This is a genomic window from Arthrobacter sp. 4R501 (genome assembly GCF_002929755.1).
Classification (GTDB): Bacteria; Actinomycetota; Actinomycetes; order Actinomycetales; family Micrococcaceae; genus Arthrobacter.
In genome coordinates this window covers 236,294-250,602 of the sequence record NZ_PJIW01000003.1, presented here as the reverse complement: position 1 = coordinate 250,602, position 14,309 = coordinate 236,294, and the positions used below count along the sequence as shown (strand labels likewise).

Sequence of the window (14,309 nt, the reverse complement as noted above, 5' to 3'; positions counted from 1 at the left end):
TGGCAAGTGGGGCCTCCAGAAGGGGTTGCGGTTGCCGGCGGGCGGTGGCCTGCACCGGCACAGTGAAGTCATTCTGTCACGGCGTCCGGCGGGAGTAGCGTTAATGCATGGGAAAGTTCCGGGATTCGGTGGATACCAAGGCACTGCGCTTCGCCGTCGGCTTTCCCATGGTCCTGGCGGCGGCTTTTGTGTTCTGCGCCTTTTTGCTGCGTCCCGATCTTCCGGACCCCGTAGCCATCAGCTGGACGGCCGACGGCGGCGCCTCCTTTGCCCCGTTCGGCGCCTATGCGGGCGGCGGCGCGCTGCTTATCATCGCCTCAGGCTGGCTGGTGATGTTCCAGGCGGCACCGCTGTCCCGGCCCGCTGTGATGCGCCGGATCATGATGGGGACGGGACTGTTCCTGAGCCTGTTCATCACCAGTGTCCTGGCGGCCGGGCTGGTGGGGCAGGCCGGCCTCGCGGACGCTCGGGAGTCCCGGGTGGATCTCACGGTCCTCGCATTGGGCAGCGGGGCGGCGTTGTCGCTGGGTGTCATCATGGGCCTCGTGTTCAAGGCCGACCGGCAGTGGTCGCTTGACGATGACCGGGCCTTGGAGCGGACCCTCGCCCGCGAGCTTGACCCGGAGCTTGCGGGGGACACGTTCCGGATGTGGGTGCACGCCCGCAGCTCGGTCTTTGTGATGATCGCGGTGGCCAGCCTGTTCCCGGCCGCGCTCATCGCTGTGGCGCTGCCATGGCTCGGGGCCCTGGTGGCTGCTCTCGCTGTGGTGGCCGCTGCTTTCCTCTGCGCCCGCGTCAAGGCCGATCGCCGCGGCCTGCGTGTCCTGGTGGCCGGAGTGCTGCCAGTCATGGATGTGCCGGCGGCCGCGATCTCCACCGCAAGTGCCGCGGACGTCCGTGCCGCCGACTACGGCGGGTGGGGCTACCGCAACCACAGCGGCACCGCCGCGATGCTGGTCAGCAGCGGCCCCGCCGTCGTCGTTCATCAAACAAATGGGCGCAACCTTGCGGTCAGCGGCGGCAGCCCGGCATCCGCGGCCCGGCTGGCGGAAGTCCTGACCCGGGTGGCTGCCAGGGCGCACGGGGGCACTTCCGGCGAACGCGCGCCGGACTCTGAGTCCTAGTAACCTTGTCCCTGATGATCTGACCCTGGCCTGAACCAGCACTGCTGGCCCCCCGGCGCCGAAACGAACGGATACTGCTGTGACTTCTTCCCCTGCCTTCCCGCGGGTACACATCGCCACCGACCACGCAGGCATGGAACTCAGCGCCCATCTGGTCAGCCACCTCACGGCCAAGGGCTACGACGTGGTGGACCACGGACCCAAGGAATACGACGCCTTGGATGACTACCCGTCCTTCTGCATCAACGCAGCGCTCGCCGTCGTCGCTGACCAGCAGGCAGGAATCCACGCCCTGGGTATCGTCCTGGGCGGCTCGGGCAACGGTGAGCAGATCGCCGCCAACAAGGTCAAGGGGGTCCGCGCAGCCCTCGCCTGGAACCTCTCCACCGCGACTTTGGCACGCGAACACAACGACGCCAACGTGGTGGCCGTGGGCGGCCGCCAGCACACCGTCGAGGAAGCAACCGAACTGATCGAGGCGTTCCTGGCTGAGCCCTTCAGCAACGACGAAAGGCACGTCCGCCGCATCGGCAAGATCGCGGCTTACGAAACCACCGGCGAGGTCATCGAGTAGTGCCCGAAGGGCATTCCGTCCGCCGCCTGGCGCAACAGTTCGCGGACGTTTTTACCGGGGAGCCGCTGTCCGTCAGCAGCCCGCAGGGCCGGTTCGTTGCCGGCGCAGCCCTGCTGGACGGCCAGGTCCTGACGGATTCCCGCGCCCAGGGCAAGCACCTCTTCCTGCACTTTGACCACGCCGTGGTGCTGCACGTCCACCTGGGGCTCTACGGGGCCTGGGACTTCGGCGGCGACGCGACCTTCCGCGGGGCCTCCAGCATCGGCGCCCCGCGGAAGATCGGGGAGCGCGAGGTTTTCGAGGACCCCGAAATTACCCACGACGCCGGGATGGTTGAGTACGCGGGACCTCCCGAGCCCCGCGGCGCCGTGCGCGTCCGGCTGGTCAGCAGGCATGGCTGGGCGGACCTCCGCGGTGCCACCACTTGCGCGGCCATCACCGAGGCAGAAGCCCGGGCGGTCCTGGCCCGGCTGGGGCCGGATCCGCTGCACAACCATCCCGCGGACAGGACCCGCTTTGTGACGGGCCTTTTGTCCCGCAAGACGTCTATCGCAGCGCTGCTGATGGACCAGAAGGTGATTGCCGGCGTCGGGAATGTCTACCGGGCCGAAGTGCTGTTCCGGCAGCGGCTGGATCCGTGGCTGCCGGGTACCGGACTCTCTAGCGGCGCCGCCGGTCTGTTGTGGGACGACACAGCCGCAGTAATGACCGACGGCGTCCGTGACGGGCGGATCATCACCACACCGCCGGTTTATTGGGAGCCGGGTACCCGGGAACCAGGGTCGCTCCTGCCCGCGGGCGGCGACGCCCACTTTGTGTACAAGCGCGAAGGCCAGCCCTGCCGGGTCTGCGCCGTGCCGGTGGCCATCACCGAAATGGTGGGCCGCAAGCTCTACTGGTGCCCCGGCTGCCAGCAGTAGCCAACCCAAGCCGGCCAAACAAAAAAGCAGGGCCCCTCAGCTGAGGGGCCCTGCTTATGTGGAGGGGACGACGGGAATCGAACCCGCATCATCAGTTTGGAAGACTGAGGCTTTACCACTAAGCTACGTCCCCGGAAAAATACAGCTCAGCTGTTGCATCAGTCTGCTCTGCGTTTCTTCGGGCTGGCTGTTGAAGCCGGATACAACTAAACCTAATTCATGCCCCACGTGTCAAATGTGCAAAGAACGCCCGGATGACCGTAGACTTGTCTGTGCACTTACGGGGTGTAGCTCAGCTTGGCTAGAGCACCTGCTTTGGGAGCAGGAAGTCGCAGGTTCAAATCCTGTCACCCCGACTCTGCGGCTCGGGCCGTGCAAGCGGCCCGGGCAGAAAAATGCGTTTGCAGAAACCCATCCCACAAACCCAGGAGTACTTAGACCGTGAAGAGCGCTGTCGAGAACCTCACCCCCACGCGGGTCAAGCTCAATGTTGAGGTCCCTTTTGAGGAATTGAAGCCCAGCATCGACGAGGCATACAAGACTGTTGCTTCGCAGATCCAGGTCCCTGGCTTCCGTAAGGGCAAGGTCCCGTCCAAGCTGATCGACCAGCGCGTTGGCCGCGGCTACGTCCTGGAGACGGCCATCAACGAAGGCCTCAACGGCTGGTACCAGGCTGCAGTCCAGGAATCCGGCATCCGCCCCCTGAGCCGTCCCGAGGTTGAGATCACCGAAGTTCCGGACCCCACCTCCACGGACGGGGAACTGAAGTTCCACGCCGAGGTCGATATCCGTCCGGAGATCGAACTCCCGGACTACGCCGGCATCGAGGTCGAGGTAGCCGCAGCGGAATCCTCCGACGAAGACGTTGACAAGGCCCTGGACGAACTGCGCGGCCGCTTCGGCACGCTGAAGTCCGTGGACCGCCCGGCCGCCGATGGCGACTTCCTGACCATCGACATCACCGCCACAATTGACGGCGCCGACGTTGATTCCGCGTCCGGCCTGTCCTACCAGGTGGGCACGGAAACCATGCTCGAGGGCCTGGACGAGGCCGTGACAGGCCTCAGCGTTGACGAGGACGCCATCTTCGAAACCACCCTGGTGGGCGGTGACCACGCCGGCGAGTCCGCCCAGGTGAAGGTTGTTGTCAAGGCCGTCAAGGAGCGCGAGCTTCCCGAGGCCGACGACGACTTCGCCCAGCTGGCCTCCGAGTTCGACACGCTTGCCGAACTCCGCGAGGACCTGGCCAAGCAGGCCGCCGACTCCAAGGTTGTTGAGCAGGGCGTAGAGGCCCGCGACAAGGTCCTGGACAAGCTCGTTGAGCTCATTGCGGTTCCGGTTCCGGACTCCGTGGTTGACGAGCAGGTCGACGCGCACTTCAAGGAGGGCAACGGCCACGGTGAAGGCGAACACGACACCGAGGAGCACCGCGAAGAGGTCAAGGCCAACACCGCCCGCGCCTTCCAGAACGAAGTCATCCTTGACGCCATTGCCGAAAAGGAAGAAGTCAACGTCAGCCAGGCTGAGCTGATCGACTACATCGTCAGCGCCGCCAGCCAGTACGGCATGGACCCGAACCAGTTCGCCCAGATCATCGATCAGAGCGGCCAGGTTCCCATGATGGTTTCCGAGGTCCGCCGCCGGAAGGCCTTGGCTGTTGTCCTGGGCCAGGCCACCGTGACCGACACCGACGGCAAGACCGTTGACCTCAGCGACTTCGTCCGCCCCGGCGGCGAAGAAGAGGCTCCCGCCGTTGAGGCTGAGGCTGCTGAAGACACCAACGCCGAGACCGAGGCCACCCCGAGTGACGACCCGGCAGCCGTGAAGTTCTAGCACACCCCTGCCAGTGCGACTGAAGGCAGCCCCCGGACCTATTGGTCCGGGGGCTGCCTCGGTTAACGGGCAGTCGCAGGGATCGTGCGCCGTCAGCGAACAGCGCGATTCCCGCGAACAAATCGGCCACCAAACCGGTTAGTGTCCAAGTAGTGAAGTTCAGTGATGTCACCGTCACCAGCGAGAGGTAAGTAAACATGTCACAGCACGCAGAAGCGGCCCGGATGGCGACTGTCGATCCGGCCAGCCAGGACAACTACATCTACAACCGCCTCCTGAAAGAGCGGATCATCTGGCTGGGCTCCGAGGTGCGTGACGACAACGCCAACGCCATCTGCTCGCAGTTGCTGCTCCTGTCCGCCGAGAACCCGGAAAAGGACATCTACCTCTACATCAACTCTCCCGGTGGCTCCGTGACCGCGGGCATGGCCATCTATGACACCATGCAGTTCATCACGAACGACGTCGTCACCGTCGCAACCGGCCTGGCAGCCTCCATGGGCCAGTTCCTGCTCTCTTCCGGCACCAAGGGCAAGCGCTACGCCACGCCCAACGCCCGCGTCCTGATGCACCAGCCCTCCGGCGGCATCGGCGGCACCGCCTCGGACATCAAGATCCAGGCCGAGCTCATCCTGCACATGAAGAAGGTCATGGCTGAACTGACTGCAGACCAGACCGGCCAAAGCGTGGAAACCATCCTCAAGGACAACGACCGCGACAAGTGGTTCACTGCCACGGAAGCCCTCGAATACGGCTTCTTCGACAAGATCGCGGCCCACGCAGGTTCCGTCTCCGGCGGTGGCGGAACCGCTAGCGGCACCTCCGGCGAGTCGGCGTCCGAGAAGTAACCCGGCACTTTCGAACACTCAGATCAGGAGCAACAAAAATGAACTACAACTTCGGATCGACTGCCGGTAACCTTCCGACCAGCCGCTACGTACTTCCCCAGTTCGAAGAGCGCACACCTTACGGCTTCAAGCGCCAGGACCCCTACACCAAGCTGTTCGAGGATCGCATCATCTTCCTCGGTGTCCAGATCGACGACGCCTCCGCTGACGACGTCATGGCCCAGCTGCTGGTGCTTGAGTCCACGGACCCGGACCGCGACATCACGCTGTACATCAACTCCCCGGGCGGTTCCTTCACCGCCATGACCGCGATCTACGACACCATGACGTACATCCGGCCGGAGATCCAGACCGTCTGCCTCGGCCAGGCCGCTAGTGCTGCCGCCGTGATCCTCGCAGCCGGCACACCGGGCAAGCGGCTGGCCCTGCCCAACGCCCGCGTCCTGATCCACCAGCCGGCACTCTCCGGCGGCCAGGGCGGACAGGCATCGGACCTTGAGATCCAGGCCGCTGAAGTCATGCGGATGCGCGCCTGGCTTGAGGACACGCTGGCGCACCACTCGGGCCGCACGTCGGAGCAGGTCAACAACGACATCGAGCGTGACAAGATCCTGACCGCGGCGGAGGCCTTGGATTACGGCCTCATTGACCAAGTCCTTGATTCCCGCAAGATGAAGCCGCAGGCAATTACCAGGTAGTACGGCTCTTTGGCGGCCGGTGCGGTCCCAGTTATTTGGGCCGCACCGGCCTTCGCTTTCCACCCTTGGACGCAATTGTGACCTAGAGTGGAAGATGTCACGGCCGGTCCTCCTAGGCCTGCCACGATTCCAGCAACGGTGCACAGCTGCCTGGCAGCAAGATACTTAAGGGGTTCACATATGGCTCGGATTGGCGAGAGCACGGATCTGCTGAAGTGTTCTTTCTGCGGAAAGAGCCAGAAGCAGGTACGCAAGCTCATTGCCGGGCCCGGTGTCTACATCTGCGACGAATGCATTGAGCTCTGCAACGAGATCATTGAGGAAGAGCTCGCGGAAGTCGCCGATCTGGGAAGCTTCGAGCTGCCCAAGCCCCGCGAGATCTTCGACTTCCTGCAGGAATACGTCATCGGCCAGGAACCTGCCAAGCGTTCCCTCGCGGTCGCCGTCTACAACCACTACAAGCGGATCCAGGCTGGCCACGCCCCCAAGAGCGGCAGCCTCGCCGAGGGCGGCCACCACGACGACGTCGAAATCGCCAAGTCCAACATCCTCCTGATCGGCCCCACCGGCTGCGGCAAAACCTACCTGGCCCAGACACTGGCGCGGCGGTTGAATGTTCCGTTTGCTGTTGCCGACGCCACGGCACTCACCGAAGCCGGCTATGTGGGTGAGGACGTGGAGAACATCCTCCTGAAGCTCATCCAGTCAGCGGATTACGACGTCAAAAAGGCCGAACAGGGCATCATCTACATTGACGAAATCGACAAGATTTCGCGCAAGAGCGAGAATCCCTCCATCACCCGGGACGTCTCCGGTGAGGGCGTGCAGCAGGCCCTCCTGAAGATCCTCGAAGGAACCGTAGCCTCCGTCCCGCCCCAGGGCGGACGCAAGCACCCCCACCAGGAATTCATCCAGATCGACACCACCAACGTGCTGTTTATCGTGGCGGGCGCCTTTGCCGGGCTGGAAGAGATCATCGGTTCGCGTTCCGGACGCAAAGGCATTGGTTTCGGCGCCCCACTCAACGATGCCAGCAACAAGGTGGACTCCTACGGTGAAGTTATGCCCGAGGACCTCCTGAAGTTCGGTCTGATCCCGGAATTCATCGGCCGCCTTCCCGTGATCACCACGGTCTCCAGCCTGGACCGCGACGCCCTCATCCAGATCCTCTCCACGCCGAAGAACGCGCTGGTCAAGCAGTACCAGAAGATGTTCCAGATCGACGGCGTGGAACTCGTCTTCGATGACGACGCCCTCAACGCCATCGCCGATCAGGCCCTGGAGCGTGGCACCGGTGCCCGAGGCCTCCGCGCCATCATGGAGGAAGTACTGCTCCCGGTCATGTTTGACCTCCCCAGCCGCGAAGACGTGGCCAGCGTGGTCATCACCGCCGACGTTGTCCTCAGCAAGGCCGAGCCCACCCTCGTTCCGCACGTGACCAAGCGACGCAAGTCCGCCTGACACATCTGCCACCCCGCCTGACACTTCCGCCTTCCACCCCGCACGCCCAGGAACCAGAGGACTCCCGCATGACTGAAACAACCATCAACCAGGCCGACTTCTGGTTTGATCCGCTGTGCCCGTTCGCCTGGATCACCTCACGCTGGATCGGCGAGGTTGAGGCCGTCCGCGATATCGAGACCGTATGGCATGTGATGAGCCTGGCCGTCCTCAACGAGGGGCGCGAACTCGACGCCGGCTACCTGGAGCTCATGGACAAGGCCTGGGGCCCGGTCCGGGTCATCATCGCGGCCCAGGAGCAGCACGGCGACCACGTGGTGAAGCCGCTCTACGACGCCATGGGCACACTGATCCACCTTGGCGGGGAGAAGGACTTCGGCGTTGTCATCAGCAAGGCATTGGCGGAGTGCGGACTCCCGGCCGGCCTGGCAGACGTTGCCGCCACGGACGCCTATGACACCCAGCTGAGGGCCAGCCATGAGGAGGGCATCTCGCTGGTGGGCCAGGACGTCGGCACGCCGGTTGTCGCCTTCAACGGAACTGCTTTCTTCGGCCCCGTGCTGACCCGCATCCCGCGCGGCGAGCAGGCTGGCCGGCTGTGGGATGCCACCGTCACACTCGCCTCGTACCCGCACTTCTTCGAGATTAAGCGCAGCCGCAGCGAACGTCCCGAATTCAACTGACGCAGACAGCAAAGAGCCCCGGACAAACTACTCTGATGTAGTTCGTCCGGGGCTCTTGCGCATTCAAACCGTCGGGACAACAATGGTTCTTACCCACTTCGAAAGAAGCGGGACGCAGGAACCAAAGATTCAGTGATATGTATCCGACGCAGCCATCGGCAAAGTCAGATACAAGCTACCAGTGACGAGGTAGGAAGACCTGAAGATCCAAGGATCCTGCCAGACCATCAAAGACGTCACCAGGATGGCCGAAAAGTCGAAGCCCCACCAACGGCAAAACGCTGATGGGGCTTCCCCTTCGCCCAAAAACAGGTCAGGCCTTGGGCTGATCCTCCGGAGCGGCCAGCACGACATCGCTGACGGTCAGTTCGCCGTCGCCTGCCACGAGGGTCAGTTCGCGGGCGTTCGAGGCTGCCTTCAGGTCGCCCAGTCCGGCCTTCAGCTGCGTGGTCAGGGATTCCGACGCCGTGATGGTGGCGGAGAGGACCTCGGTGCGCTGCTTGACCTTGGCCTCGGACTTTGCCTTGCGGACACCGCTCAGGGCCGTGCCAACGGTGGCAAGCAGGGTGGTGTCGCCGTCCACGTCCACTGCGGTGGGCCACTGTGCACGGTGTACGGAGCCGTTGCGCCACCAGCCCCAGACCTCTTCGGTGGCGAACGGCAGGAACGGGGCGAACAGGCGCAGCATCGTGTCCAGGCTGGTGGCGAGAGCTGCCAGCACGGAGGCCTGCTCAGCGTCGCCGGCCGCACCGTAGGCGCGGTCCTTGATGAGCTCCACGTAATCGTCCGTGAACTGCCAGAAGAAGCTCTCGGTGATCTGCAGGGCCCGGGCGTAATCGTAGTTCTCGAACGCCTTGGTGGACTGGCGCACCACATCGGCCAGCTGGGCCAGCACCGCGCGGTCCAACGGGTTGGTCAGCACCGAGAGATCGGTGGAGACCACGGAATTCTCCGTCGCCCCCAGGTTCAGGACGAACTTTGATGCGTTCAGCAGCTTGATGGCAAGGCGGCGGCCGATCTTCATCTGCGCGATCTCGTACGCCGTATCCGCGCCGAGCTTGGCGGAGGTGGCCCAGTAGCGGACGGCGTCGGAGCCGAATTCGTCCAGCACATCGGTGGGAACCACTACGTTGCCCTTGGACTTGGACATCTTCTTCCGGTCCGGGTCCAGGATCCAGCCGGAGATGGCGGCATGCTTCCACGGCGCGGCGTGCTGCAGCGCATCCGCCTGGACAACCGAGGAGAACAGCCAGGTGCGGATGATGTCGTGGCCCTGGGGGCGCAGGTCAAACGGGAAGACCTTGGCGAAGAGGTCCTCGTCCCGGCTCCAGCCGCCCACAATCTGCGGCGTCAGGGAAGACGTGGCCCACGTATCCAGGATGTCGGCGTCGCCGGCGAAGCCACCGGGAACGCCGCGCTGGGCTTCGTCGTAACCGGGTGCGGCATCGGCCGCGGGGTCGACCGGCAGCTGCCCGTCCAGGGGCACGATCGGGGCGTCGTACTGCGGGTTGCCCTCGGCGTCCAGCGGGTACCAGACGGGAATGGGCACACCGAAGAAGCGCTGGCGGGACACGAGCCAGTCGCCGTTCAGCCCGGAGATCCAGTTCTCGAAGCGGGACCGCATAAAGGCCGGGTGGAAGTCGATCTCGTGGCCGCGCGCGATCAGGCGGGCGCGGCGCTCTTCGTCGCGGCCGCCGTTGCGGTAGTACCACTGGCGTGAGGTGACAACCTCGAGGGGCTTGTCGCCCTTTTCGTAGAAGTTCACCGGGTGCATGATCTTCTTCGGTTCGCCGTCGATCAGATCTTCGGCGGCCAGGAGCTCCACCACTGTTTCCTTGGCGCTGAAGACGGTCTTGCCGGCAATGGCTTCGTAGGCGGTGCGCCCTGCATCGGTGGTGATCCAGTCCGGGGTTTCGCCGACGATGCGGCCGTCCCGGCCAACGATGGCACGGGTGGGCAGCTGGAGTTCCCGCCACCAGGTGACGTCGGTGAGGTCACCGAACGTGCACACCATGGCGATGCCGGAGCCCTTGTCCGCCTTGGCCAGCGGGTGGGCCTTGACCTCAACCTCAACACCGAAGACCGGGGACGTGACCATCTTGCCGAACAGCGGCTGGTACCGCTCGTCGTCGGGGTTTGCAACGAGGGCGGCGCAGGCTGCCAGCAGTTCGGGACGGGTGGTCTCGACATAGATCTTTTCGCCGTCTTCGGTGAAGAACGGGTAGCGGTAGTAAGCGCCGGCAACTTCGCGGTCTTCGAGTTCCGCCTGGGCCACGGCCGTGCGGAAGGTGATGTCCCAGAGGGTTGGCGCTTCGGCCATGTACGCGTCGCCGGCTGCCAGGTTGGCCAGGAAGGCGCGCTGGGAGACTTCGCGCGAGGCGTCATCGATGGTCCGGTACGTCAGCTGCCAGTCCACGGAAAGACCGAGCTGCTGGAACAGGCTTTCGAAGACCTTCTCATCCTCCACGGCAAGTTCTTCACACAGCTCGATGAAGTTCCGGCGCGAGACGACGTCGAAATCGCGCTGGTTCTTGGCGGGCTCGGCCGGAGCGCGGTAGCCGGCGTCGTACGGGATGGCCGGATCGCAGCGCACGCCGTAGTAGTTCTGGACGCGGCGCTCGGTGGGCAGGCCGTTGTCATCCCAACCCATCGGATAGAACACGTTCTTGCCGATCATGCGCTGGTAGCGGGCCAGCACGTCCGTCTGCGTGAAGGAGAACATGTGCCCCACGTGCAGGGAGCCGGACGCCGTGGGTGGGGGAGTGTCGATCGAGTAGACCTGCTCCCGGGTGGTGTCCGGGTTGAACTTGTAGGTCCCTTCGGCAAGCCAGCGCTGCGTGAGGGCAGCTTCGAGCCCCTCAAGGGCGGGCTTGTCCGGAACGTTGATAGGGGCGGTGGAGGGCGTGTCTGTACCCTGAGTGTCTTCAGCCATCTGGCAATTGTTTCATGGCCGGGACTTCATCCGGCGACATCGCTCCATGCATGCCTACGGGCGGGCCCGTTAGGGTGGTGCCATGACTGAAGATTCACTGAACAAGGCAGCTGTAGTAACCGGCGCCAGCACCGGCATCGGCGAGGCAACCGTGCGGGCATTGCGCGCGGAAGGCTGGACGGTATTCGCTGTGGCACGCCGCGCCGAACGGCTGGCCGCGCTGGAAGCTGAAACAGGCGCCGTCGGAATTCCCGCTGACATCACCGAGGACGACGACGTCGCCAGGCTCCTTGCCCGCGTCACCGAAGCCGGCGGCGTGGGGACGCTCATCAACATCGCCGGCGGGGCCCGGGGCGCTGACCTGGTGGGCGAGGCCAACACCGACGACTGGGAATGGATGTTCCGGGTCAACGTCCTCGGCACCGTGAAGCTCACCCGGGCGTTCCTGCCGATGCTCCGTGCCACCGGCGAAGGAACTGTCCTGAACCTGACGTCGACCGCCGGACTGGTGGCCTACGAGGGCGGCGGCGGCTACAACGCCGCCAAGTTTGCCCAGCACGCACTGACCGGGGCCCTCCGGCTGGAAGAGGCGGAGCACAACATCCGCGTCATCGAGGTAGCCCCGGGCCTTGTCCGCACCGAAGAGTTCGCGCTCAACCGCTTTGGTGACCAGAGCGCCGCGGAGAAGGTTTACGAGGGCGTGGAGAAGCCTCTGACCGCAGCCGACGTCGCCGACGTGGTGCGCTACGCCGTCAGCGCGCCGCACCATGTCAACCTGGACCAGATCGTGATCCGGCCCGTTGCGCAGGCGGCCACCCACAAGCTGATCCGCAAGCGTTAGGGAAGCTGGATCTCCAGGGTGGCGATCACTGCAGCGTGGTCGGTACCTTTGACCGGGTGGACCGAGTAGCCCGAACTTGAAACGTCCGGGCTGGTCACCAAATGGTCCAGAGTCACGCCGGGAAGGCTGTAATCCCGCATCGGCCAGGTGGGGATGAGCCGGCTGCCCAACGCGGTTGCAACATCCACCAGTTTCCGGCCGCCGCCGGCCCCCTCCAGCATCGCGCGGAATTCCCAGTGGTCATATGTCGCGTTGAAATCGCCCGCCAGAAGCGTAGGACCGGCTCCGCTGCCTGCCCGGGCCACAGCTGTAAGGTCACTTCGCCATTGATGAACGGCAATGTCCACGGGCGCGTGCGTGTGCACATTGATGACCGTCAGGCCGGCGCCGGCGCCCGGGTCACTGGTCTCAAGCCGGACAACCGGCATGCTGAACGCAGTGTCAGGGACCATTCCCACCTCCTTGAGCCGGAAAGACGAGTAGACGGCGCTGCCGGCCGCTCCATTCCGGGGATGGGACACGCGGTGGGGAAGCACGCTGCCCAGGTCCGCCCGCGCCAGCCGCTTCTCCAACTCCAGGCTGTGCTCCTGGACGGTCAGCAGGTCAACATGGTGGTCCCGGACCAGCCGGACGATGGCGGCGCTATCAGCACCTCCGAGCCGGGCATTGAGGTTCATGACTGTCAGCTTCGCCGCGGCTGGAGCATCCGGCCCCCGGACCTGGGGGTACCCTCCCTGCCGGGCCAGGAACACTTCCGGCGGGAACAGCCAGATAAGCTGTGCGGTCAGCAGGATTGCCGCTGGCAGGATAGCCCAGGCACGCCGGCTGGGCAGTGCCAGCAACACCGCGGCCGCGGCGAGGAATGCCAGCCACGGCGTAAAAGCCACTACCTGTACCACAAGCGGCGGCCACGGCGCCGGGACGGCGCGGAACCAGGACACCACCACAACAGGTGCCGCAACCAGGCCAGCAGACCACAGCCAGCCGTGGTGTGCACGATGGCCCATCAGGGACCGGAACAAATCGCCCGGGAGACTGTCATGGCACGAGTCTAAAGAGTCGCCGCCCTGGCGTCGCCCGTTGATTGGATCGGCTTTGCGATGAAGCCCAACGTTTTACCGTCCAGTCTCACTCCGGCCGGCCCGCTGTGGCCTGGCGTTGGCCGCAGGACGGCACTGTAGCAGGCGCAAACTGCACACCACCAGAGTGGAGATTCCTTCCTATGCGCACCCCGATGAAGCTTGGCGCTGCCGTACTCAGCGCAGCCCTGCTCCTCACGACTTCGGTCCAGGCCCAAGCCGCTGACACGAACCCCAACGGCACGGACAACCATTTTGATCTGCAGGCCCACCGCGGCGGACTCGGCCTGACCGTCGAATCCACCCTGGCGTCTTTCGCCAAGGGCCTCGAGACCGGCGTGTCCACCCTGGAACTTGACCTCCAGATCACCAAGGACGGCCGCGAAGTCATCACGCACGACCGCAAGATCAGCAACAAGAAGTGCCTCGATACCGCGCCGGTCACGCCGAACGATCCGCAGTTCCCCTATGTGGGCAAGTACGTCAAGGACTTGACCTTCGAACAGGTCCGAAGCCTGGACTGCGGTACGCTCACCCAGCCGCAGTTCCCGGGCCAGACGGCGTCTCCCGGCGCCAAGATGCCGACTCTGGCCGAGGTTTTTGAGCTCGCCGACGCCCACCGCGCCAGCCAGGTGAAGTTCAACATTGAAACGAAGGTTGAAGCCGGCGCTCCGGCGGAAACCGCCCCGCGCGAGCAGTTCATCGACGTCGTACTCCGGGAAATCAACGCCGCCCAGATGCAGAGCCGCGTCTCCATCCAGAGCTTCGACTGGGGCTCCCTGCGCCTCGTCCAGCAGCGCGACCCGCAGATCCGCACCGTGGCCCTGACCAACAAGGACTTCCTCCAGGCCGGGCAGCCGGGCAGCTCGCCGTGGCTTGGCGGGATTGACGCCGACGACTTTGGCGGCGACCTCATCGCTGCAGCGTCCTCCCTCGGCTTCGACGCCGTCTCTCCCGTGCACGGCACCCCGCAGAACGGCAAAGTGACCGATCCGGGCTACGTCCCCTACGTCACCGCGGACATGGTGGAACGTGCGCACGCTGCCGGGATGCAGGTCATCCCGTGGACCGTCGATGACCAGCCCACCATGCGGGCGCTGATCGACACCGCGTTGACGGGATCATCACCGACTACCCGGACCGGCTCCGCGATGTTATGGCTGCTGCCGGCATGAAACTGCCCCGCGGCTTCTAGTACCGGCCCGGGCGCCCAGCCGCCGTCACTGCGTTTCGCTGCACGGCGGACCGCGCTGTGCTTTCAAGGCAGCGTGCAGTGAAACGCAGTGACTTCTCCGGTAACATCGTCGTATCAGCTT

Annotated in this window: 12 protein-coding genes and 2 tRNA genes; 11 read left to right on the top strand and 3 right to left on the bottom strand. The window is 64.7% G+C overall.

From position 1 onward, the window contains the following. Nucleotides 1-107: 107 nt before the first annotated feature. The 3 genes from CXR02_RS04155 (at nucleotide 108) to CXR02_RS04145 (ending at nucleotide 2,618) form a co-directional block, all read left to right on the top strand. Nucleotides 108-1,124, top strand: coding sequence for a hypothetical protein (locus CXR02_RS04155; RefSeq protein ID WP_104060844.1), 1,017 nt, complete (start codon nucleotides 108-110; stop codon nucleotides 1,122-1,124). A gap of 79 nt (nucleotides 1,125-1,203) precedes the next feature. Then, nucleotides 1,204-1,698, top strand: coding sequence for a ribose-5-phosphate isomerase (locus tag CXR02_RS04150; protein ID WP_104060843.1), 495 nt, complete (start codon nucleotides 1,204-1,206; stop codon nucleotides 1,696-1,698). After that, nucleotides 1,698-2,618 carry an Fpg/Nei family DNA glycosylase gene (locus tag CXR02_RS04145; protein WP_104060842.1) on the top strand — a complete coding sequence of 307 codons (921 nt, stop codon included), beginning with the start codon at nucleotides 1,698-1,700 and terminating at the stop codon, nucleotides 2,616-2,618. The genes CXR02_RS04150 and CXR02_RS04145 overlap by 1 nt, the downstream gene beginning before the upstream one ends. A gap of 59 nt (nucleotides 2,619-2,677) precedes the next feature. Here the strand turns inward: CXR02_RS04145 and CXR02_RS04140 are convergent. After that, nucleotides 2,678-2,751: transfer RNA gene (locus tag CXR02_RS04140), tRNA-Gly, on the bottom strand. Between the two features lie 148 nt (nucleotides 2,752-2,899). On the opposite strand from CXR02_RS04140, the gene CXR02_RS04135 reads away from it, so the two are divergent. The 6 genes from CXR02_RS04135 to CXR02_RS04110 all read left to right on the top strand — a co-directional run bounded on the left by CXR02_RS04135 (nucleotide 2,900) and on the right by CXR02_RS04110 (nucleotide 8,141). Continuing rightward, nucleotides 2,900-2,974 (top strand) — tRNA-Pro (locus tag CXR02_RS04135). A gap of 85 nt (nucleotides 2,975-3,059) precedes the next feature. Then, nucleotides 3,060-4,451, top strand: a complete 1,392-nt coding sequence (gene tig, locus CXR02_RS04130; protein ID WP_104060841.1) for a trigger factor — start codon at nucleotides 3,060-3,062, stop codon at nucleotides 4,449-4,451. 224 nt (nucleotides 4,452-4,675) lie between these two features. After that, nucleotides 4,676-5,299, top strand: a complete 624-nt coding sequence (locus tag CXR02_RS04125; protein ID WP_104060890.1) for an ATP-dependent Clp protease proteolytic subunit — start codon at nucleotides 4,676-4,678, stop codon at nucleotides 5,297-5,299. 38 nt (nucleotides 5,300-5,337) lie between these two features. Beyond that, nucleotides 5,338-5,997, top strand: coding sequence for an ATP-dependent Clp protease proteolytic subunit (locus CXR02_RS04120; protein ID WP_104060840.1), 660 nt, complete (start codon nucleotides 5,338-5,340; stop codon nucleotides 5,995-5,997). A gap of 180 nt (nucleotides 5,998-6,177) precedes the next feature. Further along, entirely contained in the window at nucleotides 6,178-7,458 is a 1,281-nt protein-coding gene (gene clpX, locus CXR02_RS04115; protein ID WP_104060839.1) for an ATP-dependent Clp protease ATP-binding subunit ClpX, read from the top strand. A gap of 68 nt (nucleotides 7,459-7,526) precedes the next feature. Next, on the top strand, nucleotides 7,527-8,141 hold the full coding sequence (locus CXR02_RS04110) for a DsbA family protein (protein WP_104060838.1): 615 nt from the start codon (nucleotides 7,527-7,529) through the stop codon (nucleotides 8,139-8,141). 313 nt (nucleotides 8,142-8,454) lie between these two features. Here CXR02_RS04110 and valS read toward each other — a convergent pair whose 3' ends face one another. Beyond that, the gene (gene valS, locus CXR02_RS04105) at nucleotides 8,455-11,073 is read right to left on the bottom strand and encodes a valine--tRNA ligase (protein ID WP_104060837.1); all 2,619 of its coding nucleotides are present in this window, start codon (nucleotides 11,071-11,073) and stop codon (nucleotides 8,455-8,457) included. Nucleotides 11,074-11,155: 82 nt separating this feature from the next. Here valS and CXR02_RS04100 point away from each other — a divergent pair, with 82 nt between their 5' ends. Beyond that, nucleotides 11,156-11,914, top strand: a complete 759-nt coding sequence (locus tag CXR02_RS04100) for an SDR family oxidoreductase (RefSeq protein WP_104060836.1) — start codon at nucleotides 11,156-11,158, stop codon at nucleotides 11,912-11,914. Here the strand turns inward: CXR02_RS04100 and CXR02_RS04095 are convergent. Next, nucleotides 11,911-12,921 (bottom strand): endonuclease/exonuclease/phosphatase family protein, encoded by a 1,011-nt coding sequence (locus tag CXR02_RS04095; protein ID WP_104060835.1) that lies wholly within the window; start codon nucleotides 12,919-12,921, stop codon nucleotides 11,911-11,913. The two genes, CXR02_RS04100 and CXR02_RS04095, sit on opposite strands and share 4 nt — an antisense overlap. A gap of 215 nt (nucleotides 12,922-13,136) precedes the next feature. Between CXR02_RS04095 and CXR02_RS04090 the strand changes: the two genes are divergently transcribed. Next, nucleotides 13,137-14,168 carry a glycerophosphodiester phosphodiesterase family protein gene (locus tag CXR02_RS04090; protein WP_308470660.1) on the top strand — a complete coding sequence of 344 codons (1,032 nt, stop codon included), beginning with the start codon at nucleotides 13,137-13,139 and terminating at the stop codon, nucleotides 14,166-14,168. The last annotated feature ends 141 nt before the right edge of the window (nucleotides 14,169-14,309 follow it).

What these genes read in the sequence shown, in the direction of transcription:
- CXR02_RS04095 (WP_104060835.1), bottom strand. Translation starts at nt 12,921, where the DNA reads ATGGGCCATCGTGCACACCACGGCTGGCTGTGGTCTGCTGGCCTGGTT.
- clpX (WP_104060839.1), top strand. Translation starts at nt 6,178, where the DNA reads ATGGCTCGGATTGGCGAGAGCACGGATCTGCTGAAGTGTTCTTTCTGC.
- CXR02_RS04125 (WP_104060890.1), top strand. Translation starts at nt 4,676, where the DNA reads ATGGCGACTGTCGATCCGGCCAGCCAGGACAACTACATCTACAACCGC.
- CXR02_RS04100 (WP_104060836.1), top strand. Translation starts at nt 11,156, where the DNA reads ATGACTGAAGATTCACTGAACAAGGCAGCTGTAGTAACCGGCGCCAGC.
- CXR02_RS04155 (WP_104060844.1), top strand. Translation starts at nt 108, where the DNA reads ATGGGAAAGTTCCGGGATTCGGTGGATACCAAGGCACTGCGCTTCGCC.
- CXR02_RS04110 (WP_104060838.1), top strand. Translation starts at nt 7,527, where the DNA reads ATGACTGAAACAACCATCAACCAGGCCGACTTCTGGTTTGATCCGCTG.
- CXR02_RS04090 (WP_308470660.1), top strand. Translation starts at nt 13,137, where the DNA reads ATGCGCACCCCGATGAAGCTTGGCGCTGCCGTACTCAGCGCAGCCCTG.
- CXR02_RS04120 (WP_104060840.1), top strand. Translation starts at nt 5,338, where the DNA reads ATGAACTACAACTTCGGATCGACTGCCGGTAACCTTCCGACCAGCCGC.
- valS (WP_104060837.1), bottom strand. Translation starts at nt 11,073, where the DNA reads ATGGCTGAAGACACTCAGGGTACAGACACGCCCTCCACCGCCCCTATC.